The 16602-nt window shown below is 42.2% G+C and carries 12 protein-coding genes; 6 read left to right on the top strand and 6 right to left on the bottom strand.

Annotation, left to right across the window (positions count from 1 at the left end; all coding sequences use genetic code 11):
• Positions 1-4 precede the first annotated feature (4 nt).
• Positions 5-2053 carry a tRNA(Met) cytidine acetyltransferase TmcA gene (locus tag AAC155_RS03455; RefSeq protein WP_113041035.1) on the top strand — a complete coding sequence of 683 codons (2049 nt, stop codon included), beginning with the start codon at positions 5-7 and terminating at the stop codon, positions 2051-2053.
• Here AAC155_RS03455 and AAC155_RS03450 read toward each other — a convergent pair.
• From AAC155_RS03450 to AAC155_RS03430, 5 genes are all read right to left on the bottom strand, one after another.
• Entirely contained in the window at positions 2004-2192 is a 189-nt protein-coding gene (locus AAC155_RS03450; RefSeq protein ID WP_112877663.1) for a YpfN family protein, read from the bottom strand. The two genes, AAC155_RS03455 and AAC155_RS03450, sit on opposite strands and share 50 nt — an antisense overlap.
• Positions 2180-2869: a M15 family metallopeptidase gene (locus tag AAC155_RS03445; RefSeq protein ID WP_113041034.1), complete on the bottom strand. Its 690-nt coding sequence runs from the start codon at positions 2867-2869 to the stop codon at positions 2180-2182. The genes AAC155_RS03450 and AAC155_RS03445 overlap by 13 nt, the downstream gene beginning before the upstream one ends.
• The gene (gene dapE / locus AAC155_RS03440; RefSeq protein WP_113041033.1) at positions 2866-3993 is read right to left on the bottom strand and encodes a succinyl-diaminopimelate desuccinylase; all 1128 of its coding nucleotides are present in this window, start codon (positions 3991-3993) and stop codon (positions 2866-2868) included. Before dapE ends, AAC155_RS03445 begins: the two co-directional genes overlap by 4 nt.
• Before the next feature lies 1 nt (position 3994).
• On the bottom strand, positions 3995-4378 hold the full coding sequence (locus AAC155_RS03435; protein WP_113041122.1) for an ArsC family reductase: 384 nt from the start codon (positions 4376-4378) through the stop codon (positions 3995-3997).
• Between the two features lie 225 nt (positions 4379-4603).
• Positions 4604-5239, bottom strand: a complete 636-nt coding sequence (locus AAC155_RS03430; RefSeq protein ID WP_011146941.1) for a response regulator — start codon at positions 5237-5239, stop codon at positions 4604-4606.
• Between the two features lie 754 nt (positions 5240-5993).
• On the opposite strand from AAC155_RS03430, the gene maeB reads away from it, so the two are divergent.
• The 5 genes from maeB to AAC155_RS03405 all read left to right on the top strand — a co-directional run bounded on the left by maeB (position 5994) and on the right by AAC155_RS03405 (position 15182).
• Positions 5994-8273: an NADP-dependent oxaloacetate-decarboxylating malate dehydrogenase gene (maeB, locus tag AAC155_RS03425; RefSeq protein WP_113041032.1), complete on the top strand. Its 2280-nt coding sequence runs from the start codon at positions 5994-5996 to the stop codon at positions 8271-8273.
• A 223-nt stretch (positions 8274-8496) separates the two neighbouring features.
• A complete protein-coding gene (locus tag AAC155_RS03420) occupies positions 8497-9372 on the top strand; it encodes a ChaN family lipoprotein (protein WP_113041031.1) in 876 nt (291 codons plus the stop codon).
• 278 nt (positions 9373-9650) lie between these two features.
• Positions 9651-10451: an energy transducer TonB gene (locus AAC155_RS03415; RefSeq protein ID WP_113041030.1), complete on the top strand. Its 801-nt coding sequence runs from the start codon at positions 9651-9653 to the stop codon at positions 10449-10451.
• Positions 10452-10581: 130 nt separating this feature from the next.
• On the top strand, positions 10582-12639 hold the full coding sequence (locus AAC155_RS03410; RefSeq protein ID WP_113041121.1) for a S9 family peptidase: 2058 nt from the start codon (positions 10582-10584) through the stop codon (positions 12637-12639).
• Between the two features lie 254 nt (positions 12640-12893).
• On the top strand, positions 12894-15182 hold the full coding sequence (locus AAC155_RS03405; protein WP_113041120.1) for a TonB-dependent receptor domain-containing protein: 2289 nt from the start codon (positions 12894-12896) through the stop codon (positions 15180-15182).
• 31 nt (positions 15183-15213) lie between these two features.
• On the opposite strand, the gene xseA is transcribed toward AAC155_RS03405, so the two are convergent.
• Complete coding sequence (gene xseA, locus AAC155_RS03400) at positions 15214-16587, bottom strand: exodeoxyribonuclease VII large subunit (protein ID WP_113041029.1); 1374 nt, start codon at positions 16585-16587, stop codon at positions 15214-15216.
• Positions 16588-16602: the final 15 nt, after the last annotated feature.

Genomic DNA, 16602 nt, shown 5'->3' with positions numbered 1-16602 from the left:
CGTTATGTTGCCGGAACTGAGTGTGATACAGACGGAAATGCAGCAGCAAGGGTTACGTCGTTTGCTGGTGTTGAGTGGAGATGATCATTGGTGCTATTTACAGGCTAATGAATTACAGCAAAGATTTATGGGTGATTGGTTATGGATCTCTTATCGTAAACAGCACGCTGTGCTGCCAGAAAAGGCGGCCAGTTTATTAGGTCAGGAATATCTGCATGGAATATTTGACGCTACCGCAGGTTTTAATGCGGAAGCACTGGCGATATTGGCAGGCACATTGAAAGCGGGAAGTTGGTTGGTGATGATGGTTCCATCTTGGTACCAATGGCGTTATCAACCAGATAAGGATAGCGCACGTTGGAACGAACAGTTAGATGCTATTCCAACACCGCATTTTGTTCAGCATATTCAGCAGCAAATTGTTAGCGATCCCCAAGTTTTGCTATGGCGGCAACATGATCCCTTATGTATCCCTGAATTTCCACAATATAGTGCGTGGCAACTGCCTGATGGCAACCCAACAGCCAGCCAGCATGCCATTTTGACTCGACTTTTGTGGGCAAATCAGGGGGTATGGGTCATTACTGCGCCAAGAGGGCGAGGTAAATCGACACTTGCAGGTATGTTAATGCAGCAATGGCAAGGAAATTGCTGGTTAACTGCACCAGCAAAAGCGGCAACCGAAGTTATCAGATATTATGCGGGGGAAAGGGGAAAATTCTGGGCCGTAGATAATTTGCTGAAATATTGTAGACAAAATAACGTGTCAGATATTGATTGGTTGCTTATCGATGAAGCCGCTGCTATTCCAATGCCTCAATTATCTGAGTTGATCAGCTATTTTCCCCGAATATTGTTGACCACAACTGTGCAGGGATATGAAGGTACAGGACGCGGATTTTTACTTAAATTTTGTGTTGGAATCCCTGATAGTCATATTCTAAACCTGACGGCTCCTGTGCGTTGGGCGGAAAATGATCCGCTGGAAAACTGGTTGGAAAAAGCGTTACTGTTTGAGGATGCAATTCCTGTCAACAATTCTGATAAGGCTATTAGTTATCACGTTTGTCATCAGCAACAATGGATTAAACAACCTGAATTGCTGAGGCAGTTTTACGGCATATTGACCAGCGCTCACTACAAAACTTCACCTCTGGATTTACGGCGTTTACTTGATGCCAAAGGCATGCAATTTGTTGCGGCTCTTGGAAATAATGCCTTAATGGGGGCTTTGTGGATGGTTGAAGAGGGTGGATTGGCGCTTGAGTTAGCTCATGAAATATGGGCAGGCAGGCGTCGTCCAAGAGGAAATTTGGTTGCTCAATCGTTAGCTGCCCATAGCGGTTTACCACAGGCGGCGGTTTTGAAATCTCAACGGATCAGCAGGGTTGCTGTACAGGCTAATCATCGCAGGCAAGGTATTGCTCAGGGAATGATCGCGTATCAACGGGAAAGGGCAGAAAAACAGGGGGTGGATTTTATTTCTGTTAGCTTTGGTTATACCGCGGAGCTTTGGGCATTATGGCAAAAATGTGGCTTCCAATTAGTGCGAATAGGAACTCATTTAGAAGCCAGCAGCGGTTGTTATACGGCAATGGCTATTTTTCCCCTGAGTGAACAAGGGATTGTGCTGGGGATTCAAGCTCAGCAACAGCTTGCCCGTGATGCACATTGGCTGGAATCGCAGATTGGATTTAGCTTGCCTGTTGATTACCAAACTGACCATCATCTCAATCAGCATGATTGGCAGGAACTGTCAGGTTTTGCATTTGCTCACCGACCATTTTCTGCTTCATTACCGGCCTTGCAACGATTGTTGCTGAACAGTGATTTGCCGTTGATTGCGCTGAGAAATCATCTCCAGCAAGAAATGAGTGTTGAGCAATGCATCACCGTATTGAAGTTGAGTGGATATAAGGCATTAATGCGACTCTGGCGGCAAGAAACCGCACAGGCGTTGTCAAGTTTCGATAAGAAACTTGCCAAAGATTGGCAAGAGTGGACTACGGCTTTTTCTGGGGCCAATCATCTTCATCATCCCACTTGCTATTAAGATCCCGATGAGGAGGCAGTTCCGGTTTATTGTCCAGAAATTTTTTAACATCCAGTCGGCGTAACTCTTTAATTGCATTGAGAAGAACGCCAACCAATAAAACTAAAATAATCCACCAGTAATCAGCTAACCATTGCATGAGGTTGTCTCCTGCGCAACATGGAGGTAATTTTCAAATAGATAAGGTAAGTTAGTCGATAACCAGTCAATGCCGGCGATGTCATGCTGTTGCCATACATCCAGTAACATCTGCTGAGTCAGCAATTTTTCCAATTGCTTGGCTAATGGTTGGTAGCTGATATGCCACGGTTCATCAGCGACACTGCCACGGTTACCGACAAAAGGACGGTAAAAACCGAAATGAGCCATATTCTCGGTCAACCAATGAGTTAACGGTGCGAAATAACCACCATTTTCATATTCCCAAGGTTCGAGTAATAACGTCTGGTTATCCGGTAGCATCGTTGGATCATAGATATCCAAATCTGTTCCCCAATGATGACGGCTGGCACCGGGCAGGGCGGACCAACGAAGAATTGCCTTACAGCGTTCTCCTTCTGATAATTGGGTGATATCCATGGGTTGGCTGTTTTTATCCAACACAGGGCGTTCACCCCGGAATTTTCCATTCCAGATAGCTTGCTGACGTTGAAAATCACGGAACGTGCTGGCCGGTTGCAGATTCATTCCGGCCTTTTCAGCGGCTTGTTGCATGGAAAGAAAAGCATTGGCGGCTTCTGGTTGTAATCGATGATTGCCAAAGAGAGAAATCAAGTGGCCAGTAGCCAGGCCGGTTAACATATTTGCTGTGATCACTGGATTAATTGCTCCATAACACGTTGATAAATCCGGCTGAGTTGTTGCAGATCGGCGGCGCTAACGGACTCATTAACTTTATGAATTGTTGAGTTAAGTGGCCCCAGTTCGACAACTTGAGCACCCATCGGAGCAATAAATCGCCCATCGGATGTACCACCACTGGTAGATAATTCAGGTTGATAGCCGCAATATTGGTCTATTGCCTGGATGACGGCATTGACTAACTCACCTTTGGCTGTTAGGAAAGGCTGACCAGCTAGTATCCACTCAATCGTGTAATTGAGATTGTGATTTTTGAGGATAGTTTCAACCTGTTCACGGATTTGGCTGTCAGTCAGTTCTGTACTGAAACGGAAATTGAATTGAACTTGCACATTCCCAGGGATCACGTTATGACTGCCTGTTCCCGCGTGGATATTGGCAATTTGCATACTGGTCGCCGGGAAAAATTCATTCCCTTTATCCCAATGTGTATTGACCAATGTCTGTAAAGCAGGAAGGAGACGGTGGATTGGGTTATCAGCTAAATGCGGATAGGCAACGTGGCCTTGAATACCGTGAACAGTGAGATTAGCAGTAAGGGAACCTCGACGGCCGTTTTTCACCATATCGCCAAGACGATGCTGGCTAGAAGGTTCACCTATCAGGCAATAATCCAAACGTTCATTGCGGGACATCAAGGCTTCAACCACTTTAATGGTGCCGTGGGTGGCTTTCGCTTCCTCGTCTGAAGTAATAAGAAAGGCCAGACGTCCATTATGGTTGGGATAGGCGGCAACGAAACGTTCAGCCGCGACAATCATGGCAGCTAATGAGCCTTTCATATCTGCCGCACCCCGGCCATATAGCATGCCATTACGGATAGTTGGCTCAAATGGGGGATATTCCCACTGAGATTCATCGCCCGCAGGGACGACATCAGTGTGTCCGGCAAAGGCTAATGTCGGGCCTATGCCGCGATAAGCCCAAAAATTGTTTGTATCGCCAAAGGGCATCCGTTCAATGGTAAAGCCAATTGCTTGCAAATGAGCGATCATAATATTTTGGCAACCTTTATCGTCCGGGCTGATAGAGGGTTGTCTGATGAGTTGTTGTGCAAGTTCAATTACAGGGCAAGTCATTTCAGAGTGCCTCAGCAAAAAATTGCTGATATTCATCCACCTTATAACCTAATAGGCAATCACCTTTCGCAGAAATTAATAGTGGACGTTTGATAATAGCGGGTTGTTCCAACATCAACGCCTTTGCTGCGTCAGCATTATTAATTGTCGTTCGTTGTTGCTCGGTCAGTTTACGCCAGGTTGTACCACGGGTGTTAATTAATGATTCCCAACCCAGTTTGTCAATAAATGACTGCAAAAGTGTTGCGTTGAGTCCATCAACACGATAATCATGAAACAGGTAAGTAATTTCCTGTTCTTCCAGCCAACGACGGGCTTTTTTTATCGTGTCACAATTCTTGATCCCATAGAGAGTAAAAGCGGGTTGAGAAGATTTATCCAATATCATTTAACAGATCCTTAAAAAAATTTAAATACCTAAACATAATGCTGGAAAATGCCTGTTTTATCCAGATGATATCCTGATTTTTATTATCAGAGATACCAAAACAGGAGACTCAATTTTATTGGCCTGTTCTCATAGGGGGTATTTGCTACATAACATTTACTACATAACAGCGATAAGAGCCGACCCTCGGTAATAAGCTCAAGGAGCGGCTCGGAAGAAGTATTAGGCTACTCCATTTTTCCTATGTTGCAAATACATGATTGTTGCAGCCAGGCGGGAACGTACATTCAGTTTTTTTAACAAGTTTCTGATGTGTACTTTCACCGTTTCTTCAGAAATAAATAAGACATCAGCAACTTCCTTATTGGTCATGCCACTGGAAACTTCTTTTAATACATCTAACTCACGTTTAGTCAATTCAGATAAAGGATCAACATGTTTATGACGGTTAGCGAGATGTTGGTATATTTTTTCACTAAATACAGTTTGTCCACGAGCAGCATGGCGAATACTGCTTAATAACGAATCTAAGTCGCTATCTTTAAGCAAGTAGCCATTAGCTCCTGCGTCAATGGCTGCGTAAACATCATTTCGATCATCTGAAACGGATAATACCAGTACATAAGAATTGATCCCTTTTCTACGGATAGATTTAATCGTGTCCACGCCTGAAAGACCATTCATATTGAGATCTATCATAATGACATCAGGTTTCAGCTTGCATGCAATATTTATTGCTTCTTCACCATTGTCAGCTTCCGCTGTTACGGTAAGCGCCCGATCGAGCTCTACAATCTGTTTCAAGCCATGGCGAATGAGAGGGTGGTCATCAACTATCATCACTGAATGGTTATACATTTTCCTTCTCCCTTAAATAAGTAAAGCCACGAAATGCAGACTTTGAATTTGATTAAAAGGCAGTAATTAATGGGTCTGCCCTAAATTAAATTGCTATGAAAAAATTTTATCAAAACCGATTGATTTACAAAGTTGATAGCTCTGTAAGTCCAGAAAGCACATCCTGATATAAAAATATAAATAGCGCAAATTAGTTTGATAAGTAAAAAAAGAAGATGAGTAATTTTCATAAAAAATACATAACTTCACTTCTTTCAATGATGTTAAAAATCAATATGTTAAATGAGTTATTATTAGATTTGTTTTCTTTTATAAAATTTATTTTAATTGAATTTATATTGAGAGTTTTTCCATGTTATAGTTATTAAAGTTACTATAACTTTAATGATATTGTATAAATGATAATGTTTCTTTCTTTATTTTCCTTGATTAAGTCCCCATCCCAATAAGCGTAATTGTTGCAGACCGCTCTTATAAATGAATAGTGAGCACCGCCCAGGTTCGCTCTTTTCTTTATGGCAAAGAGTGGCAAAGAGTGGCAAAGAGTGGCAAAGAGTGGCAAAGAGTGGCAAATAAAATAGTCCTATTGGGATAGGCGGTAAGTAGTGGTATTAGTGGAGAAATTGGGTAGTGCTTTTTATGAGCAAAAAAGTGTTACTTTATTGATAAGATGCTGTCAGTGTTATGATTTGACACTCAGTACCTATTATACTGCTCCTGCTTTTACTCCAGATTGTATATAAAGGATCCGACGATGGATGAAAAATTAAAACAGAGTGCATTGGATTTTCACCAGTTTCCACAACCAGGGAAAATCACAATTACTCCTACTAAGCCTCTGATAACTCAGCGAGATTTGGCCTTAGCTTATTCACCAGGTGTTGCTGCGCCTTGCCTGGAAATTGCAGAAGATCCATTAGCGGCTTACAAATATACTGCGCGTGGCAATCTTGTGGCAGTGATATCTAATGGTAGTGCGGTCTTAGGATTGGGGAATATTGGTGCATTGGCAGGTAAGCCAGTGATGGAAGGAAAAGGTGTCCTGTTTAAAAAGTTCTCAGGTATTGATGTATTTGATATTGAAGTTGATGAGTCTGATCCTGACAAATTGATTGATATCATCGCGGCACTGGAGCCGACATTTGGGGGAATTAACCTCGAAGATATCAAAGCACCGGAATGTTTCTATATTGAGAAAAAACTTCGGGAAAAAATGAACATTCCGGTATTCCATGATGACCAGCATGGCACAGCGATAATTTGTACTGCTGCTGTTTTGAATGGCTTGCGGATTATGAAAAAAGAGATTTCAGCGGTTCGCTTAGTCGTTTCTGGTGCTGGAGCTGCCTCAATTGCCTGTATGAACTTGCTGGTTGCGCTTGGGCTGCAACGCAAGAATATTGTGGTATGTGACTCTAAAGGGGTGATTTATCGTGGTCGCGATAAAAATATGGAAGAAACTAAAGCTGCCTATGCGATTGAAGACAATGGCAGCCGCACATTAGGTGATGTTATCCCTGGTGCAGATATTTTCCTCGGATGTTCCGGCCCTGGCGTGTTGACTCAAGACATGGTGAAAACGATGGCTAAAGACCCACTCATCATGGCATTGGCAAACCCTGAACCAGAAATTTTGCCACCATTGGCAAAACAAGTTCGCCCTGATGCAATCATTTGTACTGGTCGTTCTGATTATCCGAATCAGGTTAATAATGTGCTCTGTTTCCCGTTTATTTTCCGTGGTGCGCTGGATGTTGGTGCAACAACCATTAACGAGGAGATGAAGCTCGCCTGTGTTCATGCGATTGCGGATTTAGCGCTGGCGGAACAGAGTGAAGAAGTGGCTTCCGCTTATGATGATCAGGATCTGTTTTTTGGCCCGGAGTATATTATTCCTAAACCATTTGATCCGCGCCTGATTGTGAAAATTGCCCCGGCAGTTGCCAAAGCAGCCATGGATTCCGGCGTAGCAACCCGCCCGATTAAAGATTTTGGCGCGTATATCGAGAAGCTGAATGAGTTTGTCTATAAAACAAATTTGTTTATGAAACCTATTTTTTCTCAGGCTAAGAAAGCGAAAAAGCGTATCGTTTTGGCCGAAGGGGAAGAAGTCCGTGTATTGCATGCGACTCAGGAGCTGATCTCTCTTGAGCTGGCTTACCCGATTCTAATTGGTCGCCCCAGTGTTATCGAAATGCGTATCCAGAAACTGGGATTGCATATTGAAGCGGGTAAAGATTTTGAAGTCGTCAATAATGAGAATGATCCGCGCTTCAAAAAATACTGGCAGGAATATCATCACATTATGAAACGTCGAGGTGTTTCTGCTGAACAAGCTCGTCGTGCCGTTATCGGTAATCCCACCCTGATTGGGGCGATTATGGTACTGCGTGGTGAAGCTGATGGCCTGATTTGTGGTACCGTTGGCAGTTACAGTGAACATTATGATGTCGTGAGAAATGTATTTGGTTTCCGTGATGGGGTTCATACTGCTGGTGCAATGAATGCATTGATGTTGCCAAGTGGTAATACTTTTATTGCGGATACTTATGTCAACAATGATCCAACGCCTGAACAATTGGCCGAGATTACCCTTATGGCGGCAGAGACTGTCCGCCGTTTCGGTATTGAACCAAAAGTTGCGCTGCTTTCTCATTCAAGTTTTGGTTCCACAGATTGCCTCTCAGCACAGAAGATGCGCCAGACGCTGGAATTGGTGAATAAAATGTCACCTTCGCTTGAAATTGATGGTGAAATGCATGGTGATGCCGCATTGGTTGAAAGTATTCGCCGTGACATCATGCCAGATAGCCCATTGAAAGGGGCTGCCAATCTGTTAATTATGCCGAATATGGAATCTGCCCGTATCAGTTATAACTTGCTACGTGTCACCAGTTCTGAAGGCGTTACCGTTGGCCCAGTTCTGATGGGGGTTTCCAAACCGGTACACATTCTGACACCAATTTCTTCTGTACGTCGTATCGTTAATATGGTCGCTCTGGCGGCAGTTGAAGCGCAAACTCATCCGCTGTAATACCCATCGCCCCTGTTTCCTGTAGGCAGGGGCGGTTTGTTGTAAACGATTCTTATTATCTATACCCATGGATTTCAAGATGGATCGCGACGGCAAGGGAGTGAATCCCCGGGAGCATAGGTAACGATGTGACCGGGGTGAGCGAGTGCCGCCAACAAAGAGGCAACTTGAAAGATGACGGGTATATATGATGCGCAAAACATGAATATGGATAATGGGCATAATGAAATTTCTCACGACTGTAAAATCTTTTCTGATTATCTGTGGTTTACTGATCTTACCTGGATGTGCATCTGTACAACAAAAACCAGCTCTCCAAGCGCTTTCACCGGAACTGACTCAACAAGGGGCCATTATCGATCTTAAAACAGGTCATGCCCTGACCCCTGATGAATTGATCAATCGGCTGGCATCACATCAACGGGTAGTTGTGGGTGAAAAACATGATAATCCATATCATCATCAGATAGAGCTTTGGTTGGTTCAGCAACTTCCGCTTAAAAGAGAACAGGGTTCAGTCCTGTTAGAGATGATTAATCCTGATCAGCAGCAAAAAGTGAATAAGGTTAAGAGTTGGTTGCAAACTAAGCCTATCGTACGTGAAAGTCGCATAAAAGAGCTTCTCGCATGGCAAGATGGATGGCGGTGGGAGTTGTATGGTGGATTGGTCATGGAGCTTATGTATCAGCCTTATCCGTTGCTGTCTGCAAACTTAGATCGCAGTGAAATTAAAGCGGCTTACAGTAACCCTCCGACCCTCCAGGGGAATATTTCTGTTGCTGAAAATGTTAAAGCGCAGATTAAAGCGGTGATTAAAGATGTTCACGGTGGTGAAATAACGGAACAACAGTTATCTGCCATGACAGCTATTCAGCAAATGCGGGATCGCAGAATGGCGGAGCAGTTACTTAAAGCGCCAGCTCCTGCCACACTGATTGCGGGTGGATATCATGCAACAAAAGTAATAGGTGTTCCTCTGCATGTTAAAGACTTATCGCCCCAAGAGGATCTTGTTGTGTTGATCATCACTGAAAAAAGCAATGTACTGGATAGCCAATATGCTGATTATGTCTGGTATACACCAGTAAAAAAACCGTAGATATTTTAAACAAATATACCCGTTATCTTTCAAGTTGTCTCTTTGTTGGCTGCACTCGCTCACCCCGGTCACATAGTTTGCTATGCTCCCGGGGATTCACTCCTTTGCCGTCGCGATACATCTTGAAATCCATAGGGTATAGTGGTCTTTTCCCCATATATAAGGGGCCTTGGCACAGGGATGTGCTCAAGTTAACGATACAGGGAAAAATAATTTTCATTAGCATATGAAATTAATTATCATTACTAAATGATAATTAAAATTATGCGCTATCATCCATGTTGACGCTGACACACCCGGCCTTTCAAAAGGGGCATTTTAAAAAATGGCTCGTTTCTGCTATTGCTGCTCACCTCATTTTGGTTGGTTGGATTATCTACCAGCCAGAAGAAATTGCTATTGATGAATTGATGCCACCGCCGGCGGTGATGATGGAGCTTTCATTGTTAACAGAAGCGACACATCGGGTACAAAAACAGCCTATCGGTATTGAACAGCAACTTTCTGTTGCCAGCCGGCAGCAGGAAAGCGAGATTAATGAGATTAAGACGCCTGAGCTTATTAAAGATGAACAGGCGCAGATTCTGGTGCATAAACCTAAAAAACAGAAAAAATACCATGAGGAGCTTGAAAAAACACCACCGGTGAAGCGCCAGCAGGTAGAAGAACAAGAGAGTGAAAAATCTCAAAGTAGTGCTGCTATGGTGAGCAGTACGGCTACATCTACGAATGTTACTTCGCGGGTTGCTGCTTCTTATGACAGTGATTCAAAGGCTATCGCTGATGCGGATGCACTATGGCGAGCGGAAGTTATCGGGCATTTGAACCGCTATAAACGCTATCCAGAGGATGCACAGAGAAGAAACCGCACGGGTCGGCCTACAGTCAGATTCACTATTGATAAACAGGGCTATGTTACTAACAGTGACTTAGTTCGTCGTTCAGGAACTCATTCTTTAGACAGGGAAGCGAAGCAAGTTCTGGCAAGAGCGCAACCGTTGCCAGCTCCCCCCGATACCGTTTTAAGCGGTAATGGAATTACGATAGAACTTCCGATTGATTTTAGTTTAACTAATTAATACGTTGAGCGACTTAAGGACAGCAAATATGTTAAGGCAGCAAGCGCGGTTTGCCCTGAAAACTAAAGGGCTGTTATTGATGTTTTTATTGAGCGGCTGGCTGAATCCTGCCACCGCAGAGGAAGAAATTATGCCACCAAAGGCAATGAAACAACCACACTATATAACTACCCACGGTGATACTCGTATAGATGATTATTACTGGATGCGGGATGATAATCGTAAAGATCAAAAAGTCATTGATTATCTGACAGCCGAAAATAAATATACCGAACAGATGCTAAAACCCGGTGAACAGCTACGGGATACGTTATACGAAGAAATGGTTGGCAGGATGAAGCAGGATGATCAATCGGTACCCTATACTTATAATGGGTATATTTATCGGACAACCTATGAAACGGGCAAAGATTTCCCAATTTATCAGCGTAAACCTGTTGATGGCTCATCAGATTGGCAGATACTGGTCGATGGTAATGAAAGGGCTAAAGGGCACGAATATTACCAACTGAGTAATTTTGCCATCTCTCTGGATAATAAACGTATTGCGATTGCTGAAGATACGCAGGGACGCCGTAATTATCAGATCTCTTTTAAAGATATTGCTGATAAACAGTGGAATAACGATGTAATAAAAAATACTTCTGGCAACATGGTTTGGGCTAACGACAACAATACGTTGTTTTATGTGCGCAGGCATTCACAAACGTTACTGCCATATCAGGTACTTCGTCACCAATATGGTAGCAATACCAGCGAAGATCAGAAAATATATCAGGAAGAAGATGAGCGTTTTTATTTAAGCATATCTAAGAGCACTTCCCGCGATTATATTATGTTGGCGATAACCAGTAATTCGACTTCTGAATATTTGCTGATTGATGCCAATAAACCACAAGCTGAACTTCAACTATTTTCTCCTCGTCAGGAAGGCAGAGAGTATTATATTGACCATTTCCGCGATCATTTCTACATCCGTTCAAATCATGAAAATGAAACTTATGGTCTTTATCAGACGGATGCCATCAATATACCGTGGAAAATAGTGATTGCTCCACGGCAAGATAGTGATCTTGAAGATTTCGATCTGTTTAATGACTGGTTGGTCGTACAGGAGAGAACAAAAGGATTACCGACAATTCGTCAGATTAATTGGCAGACACAGCAAGAAAAACAGATTAAGTTTGATGATCCAAGTTATATGGCATGGATTGATTACAACCCTGAACCCAATACTGATTTTGTCCGTTATGGTTATTCATCCATGACGACACCAAGCTCAACATTCCAATGGAATATGAGAACAGGTGAGCGGGAATTACTTAAGCAGCAGGAAGTAAAAGGTTTTGATAAACATCATTATGAGAGCCAGCGTATTTGGGTAAAGGCCCGTGATGGTGTTGAAGTTCCGGTATCTCTGGTATATCGTAAATCACTGTTTAAAAAAGGTCATAACCCAATACTGATTTATGGATATGGGGCTTATGGTATCAGCATGGACCCTTCATTTAGTTCACCACGATTGAGTTTATTAGATCGGGGCTTTGTTTACGCCTTGGTGCATGTGCGTGGTGGCGGTGAATTGGGTAAGAAATGGTATCTACAAGGTAAAGTCGAAAATAAAATGAATAGTTTTAATGACTTTATTGATGTGACTAAGGCACTGATTGCTCAGAAATATGGTGACAGTAAACGTGTTTATGCGATGGGAGGGAGTGCGGGTGGTTTGCTAATGGGCGCTGTGATTAATCAGGCACCGGAATTATATCGCGGTGTGGTTGCTCAAGTTCCATTTGTTGATGCCGTGACAACCATGCTTGATCCTTCTATTCCGCTGACCGTAGGAGAATATGAGGAGTGGGGTAATCCTGAAAATAAAGAGGATTATTTCCGGATTAAATCATATAGTCCGTATGACAATATAAAACATCAACGTTATCCAAACTTATTGGTTACGAGTGGGTTTTATGATTCCCAAGTGCAATATTGGGAACCTACTAAATGGGTAGCAAAATTACGGGATATGAAGGAAGATAACTCTATTTTGTTATTAGAAACCAATATGAGTGCCGGGCATGGTGGTAAATCGGGCCGATTTAATCGATTAAAAGATACTGCACTGGATTACAGTTTTATTTTGATGCTGGATGATGCTAAAAAGTATTTTCCGCAATTAAAAGATAACTGAAGTAAATTATAAATAGTATACCCTATAGATTTCAAGATGCACCGCGACGGCAAGGGAGAGAATCCCCGGGAGCATAGGTAACTATGTGACCGGGGTGAGCGAATGCAGCCAACAAAGAGGCAACTTGAAAGATGACGGATATATAAGTTTGTTATTTAAAGCACTGATAAATCATTATCAGTGCTAAACATTTTTATTTTCTAAAAACGGGCATGTGAGCAAATATTGATTTGTATGCATTTGGGATGATTGAAATGAAAATAATGACAAAGATAGCAGGGGCTGGTGTGGTTTTCATTGGGCTTCAAGGGCTTGCTTATGGCGAGGAAAAGCAAGAGAGAAAATCAGATAAGGTGATGAAATTCAGTAGCCTTAAGGTTTCTGGTTCACAGGATGATGCGGAAGTGAGGGCAATGGAAAGGCCCGGTTCATACAGTTCTAAAGGAGAAGATACAAAACTTCAATCAACGGATAGCATATTACGCAGTATGCCAGGGACCTATACGCAAATAGATCCGGGGCAGGGAACCGTGAGTGTGAATATTCGTGGATTAAGTGGATTTGGACGAGTAAATATGATGGTTGATGGTGTTAGCCAGAGTTTTTATGGTACATCACCTACCAGCGTAACCCACGGTAATAGTCTTCAGAGTCAGTTTGGTTCATTAATTGATCCTAACTTTATTGTCGGTGTGGATATTAGCCGGGGACAATCTGATGGTTCAGATAGTGTCAACGCATTAGCAGGTAGTGCTAATTTCCGTACGATTGGTATTGATGATGTGATATTCAGTGGTAATACACTGGGAATACGTACAAAAATACTCTATGGCGATAATGGCATTGGTCATAATGGCATGATAGCCGTCGCTGGTAAAACTCAGGTTTTTAGTTCTGAAGGATCAGTTGGCGCTATGTTGGCCGTCAGTGGACATTCAATTGATGCAAATTATAAAAATGGGGATGGAATATCAAGTGATGAATTTGGTACCAATAAATATTTTAAACAGAAACCAAATTCGCAATTAATGAAATTAAATATTAAGTCAAATGAATTTCATGATATGGAATTAAGTGGTCGATTGTATCACAATAAATTTACCCATCGTCATATTGATAGCGAGGATTTTTATCTGAAATACAACTATAAGCCATTCAGTGAATTGGTTGATGTGAAATTGTTGGTTAGCACTAGTGGAAGTGATCAAATATATAATACTGCACTTAATGCATTGACAAAAAGCAAAACTAAAAATAAGTCAAACGCTATTAATCTCAGTAATATCAGCCGTTTTAATTACGGCGATACAGATTTTGATCTGATATTCGGTGGTAAGTTGATGAAAACTGAATATAGTAAGATGACTGATAGTATTTACTCTAATATAGAAGAGGAAGATGAAGAAAAAAAGAAGGAATATAAAAAGAAAGATGGCGAAGCAAAAGAAAATAATAGTTTCGCACCAAGTGGTAAACAAAATATTGCCAGTATTTATAGCGGATTGAAAATTACTCGTGATATTTACCAAGCTAATATTAATCTTAATTATATTGATTATAGTATAAAGGGCCATAAACCAGCCTGTGAGCCACGAGTTAACTGTTTCCCGCAAGGTAAAGCCGAATTGAATTTGAAAGAGCGTGGATTTAATCCAAGCTTTCTGCTATCAGCGGAAATCATTCCTGAATTCCAGCCTTTTGTGAGTTATACTCATTCAATGAGAGCGCCGAACGTACAGGAAATCTTCTATGGCAATGAAGGTGGCCCATCAATTAATCCATTCCTGAAAGGAGAAAAATCGGATACTTATCAAATCGGCTTTAATAGTTACCGTCCAGACATGATTGTAAAAGGAGATACTTTCCGTCTGAAAGCAGCCTGGTATCATACTAAGATAAAGAATTACATCAGTAGTGATTTATATTCTTTGTGTAAAGATGGTAGGGTATGCCAATCTTCGAAATTATCAGAAGAAGATTGGAAGCATGTTGACGCAAATTTCGGTATACATATTTATAGCAATAGCATAACTCCGGTAAGAATGCGCGGTTATGAAGTCTCTGCTGATTATGATGCCGGTGTATTTTATAGCAAATTGGCTTATAGTCGACAAAAAACAAGCCAACCGACTTCTATTTCTACATCGATTTTTGGGGCAGATCCTGTATCACAATTACCTGAAAGTTTTATGACTTTGGATACAGGGGTTCGCTTTTTAGGCGAAAAACTTCGTATTGGAGCGATAGTTAAATATACCGGTAATTCCTATAAGCTAGATTCAGATCCTTATAATCAGGATAGTGATGGACGAACGGTGATGGAAAAGGAGAAAAAAATTCCAACAGTGGTCGATTTTTACAGTGATTATAAAATAAATAAAAATGTGCTACTTAAATTCTTGGTACAGAATTTGACAAACAAAAACTATTCTGAAGCACTTAATCGTATGAATAATACGGCTGCATTAATGAATGAATCCACTTCTGCTAATCAAACCGCTCGGGGCCGGACCTATATTGCCGGCGCAGAAATCCGTTTCTGACATAGGAAAAATAAGTGGCAAAGGAAGGCCACTATTTCAGATTTGCAGATCGTTTTTTCCGTTCTTTCTTGATTTTCAACACCTCACTTTCAATCCAGCCATCTTGTAAACGGGTATTCAGGACATCACCAACACGTACCTGTTTGGTTTGTTTCAGTAATTTTCCATCCGATGTTTGACTGATGCTGTAACCACGGGCTAGTGTTGCCAGAGGGCTGACGGCTTCCATCCGTGAACAGGAAATGGCAAATTTTTCTCTGGAACGGCTGATTTGCCTTTCAATCGCTTGTCTTAACCGAAAATCTTGTTGCTGAATCTGTTGGCTATATTGGTGGATTTGCGAGCTAGGTTCCACGTACCAGAGCCGTTGCTGTAATTTCTCATAAGCCAGGCTGCTTTGCTTTAAGTACCGTTGCAAGCTGTCAGTGAGTCGCTGGCGTAAATTGACCAGTAAGTTTTGCTGACGCGCTAGTCGTAAATGAGGGTGTTGTTGCTGTAAACGATGAGATAACAGACTGAAAACACGTTGTTTCTGGGCAAAGAAATAATCCATTGCCATCTCCAATCGCTGTTGTTGCGACTGAATTTGACGTAATAATTCGAGCTGATTACGGCTAACTAACTCAGCGGCCGCTGATGGCGTCGGGGCGCGTAAATCTGCCACAAAATCAGCAATGGTGACATCTGTTTCATGACCGACCGCACTGACTATCGGAATATCACTGTGAAAAATGGCTCTGGCGACACGTTCATCGTTGAAACTCCATAAGTCTTCCAGCGAGCCGCCTCCGCGCCCAACAATCAATACATCACACTCCCGACGTTTATTAGCTAATTCAATAGCTCGAATAATCTGCAATGGTGCTTCTGTGCCCTGAACCGCTGTTGGATAAATAATGATGGGTAATGATGGATCACGACGCTTTAAAATATTCAAAATATCATGCAGGGCTGCGCCACTGGTTGAAGTAATGACACCAAGCTGTTGAGCAGGGGATGGTAGGGGCTTCTTGTGGCTTTGGTCAAATAATCCTTCGGCATCAAGTTGTTGTTTCAATAATTCAAACTGTTGCTGTAACAGGCCATCACCGGCGGGTTGCATATTTTCAACAATAAGCTGGTAATCTCCTCTTGGTTCATAAAGCGTGATTGTCGCGCGAACCAAAACTTGCTGACCATTTTGTGGCTTGAATGTTACCCGTTGATTGCTACTGCGAAACATTGCCGCCCGCACTTGGGCACGCTCATCTTTCAGCGTGAAATACCAGTGCCCGGAGGCGGGGTGAGAAAAATTGGATATTTCAGCGCTTAGCCAAATTCTGCCCATTTCCATTTCGAGCAGTTGCCGAACCGTCTGATTGAGACGGCTGACAGAAAAAATTCCAGTATTAAAAAGTAGTGACATGTGAGAAAGATCAAA

The organism is Photorhabdus sp. HUG-39 (assembly GCF_963878365.1).
In the GTDB taxonomy this organism is placed as follows: Bacteria; Pseudomonadota; Gammaproteobacteria; order Enterobacterales; family Enterobacteriaceae; genus Photorhabdus; species Photorhabdus kayaii.
The sequence above is the reverse complement of the archived record's forward strand: the minus strand, read 5'-3'. Positions and strand labels throughout refer to the sequence as shown.

Coding starts and splice junctions, on each gene's coding strand:
- AAC155_RS03405 (WP_113041120.1), top strand. CDS start 12,894: ATGAAAATAATGACAAAGATAGCAGGGGCTGGTGTGGTTTTCATTGGG.
- xseA (WP_113041029.1), bottom strand. CDS start 16,587: ATGTCACTACTTTTTAATACTGGAATTTTTTCTGTCAGCCGTCTCAAT.
- AAC155_RS03450 (WP_112877663.1), bottom strand. CDS start 2,192: ATGCAATGGTTAGCTGATTACTGGTGGATTATTTTAGTTTTATTGGTT.
- dapE (WP_113041033.1), bottom strand. CDS start 3,993: ATGACTTGCCCTGTAATTGAACTTGCACAACAACTCATCAGACAACCC.
- maeB (WP_113041032.1), top strand. CDS start 5,994: ATGGATGAAAAATTAAAACAGAGTGCATTGGATTTTCACCAGTTTCCA.
- AAC155_RS03420 (WP_113041031.1), top strand. CDS start 8,497: ATGAAATTTCTCACGACTGTAAAATCTTTTCTGATTATCTGTGGTTTA.
- AAC155_RS03455 (WP_113041035.1), top strand. CDS start 5: ATGTTGCCGGAACTGAGTGTGATACAGACGGAAATGCAGCAGCAAGGG.
- AAC155_RS03410 (WP_113041121.1), top strand. CDS start 10,582: ATGCCACCAAAGGCAATGAAACAACCACACTATATAACTACCCACGGT.
- AAC155_RS03415 (WP_113041030.1), top strand. CDS start 9,651: ATGTTGACGCTGACACACCCGGCCTTTCAAAAGGGGCATTTTAAAAAA.
- AAC155_RS03430 (WP_011146941.1), bottom strand. CDS start 5,239: ATGTATAACCATTCAGTGATGATAGTTGATGACCACCCTCTCATTCGC.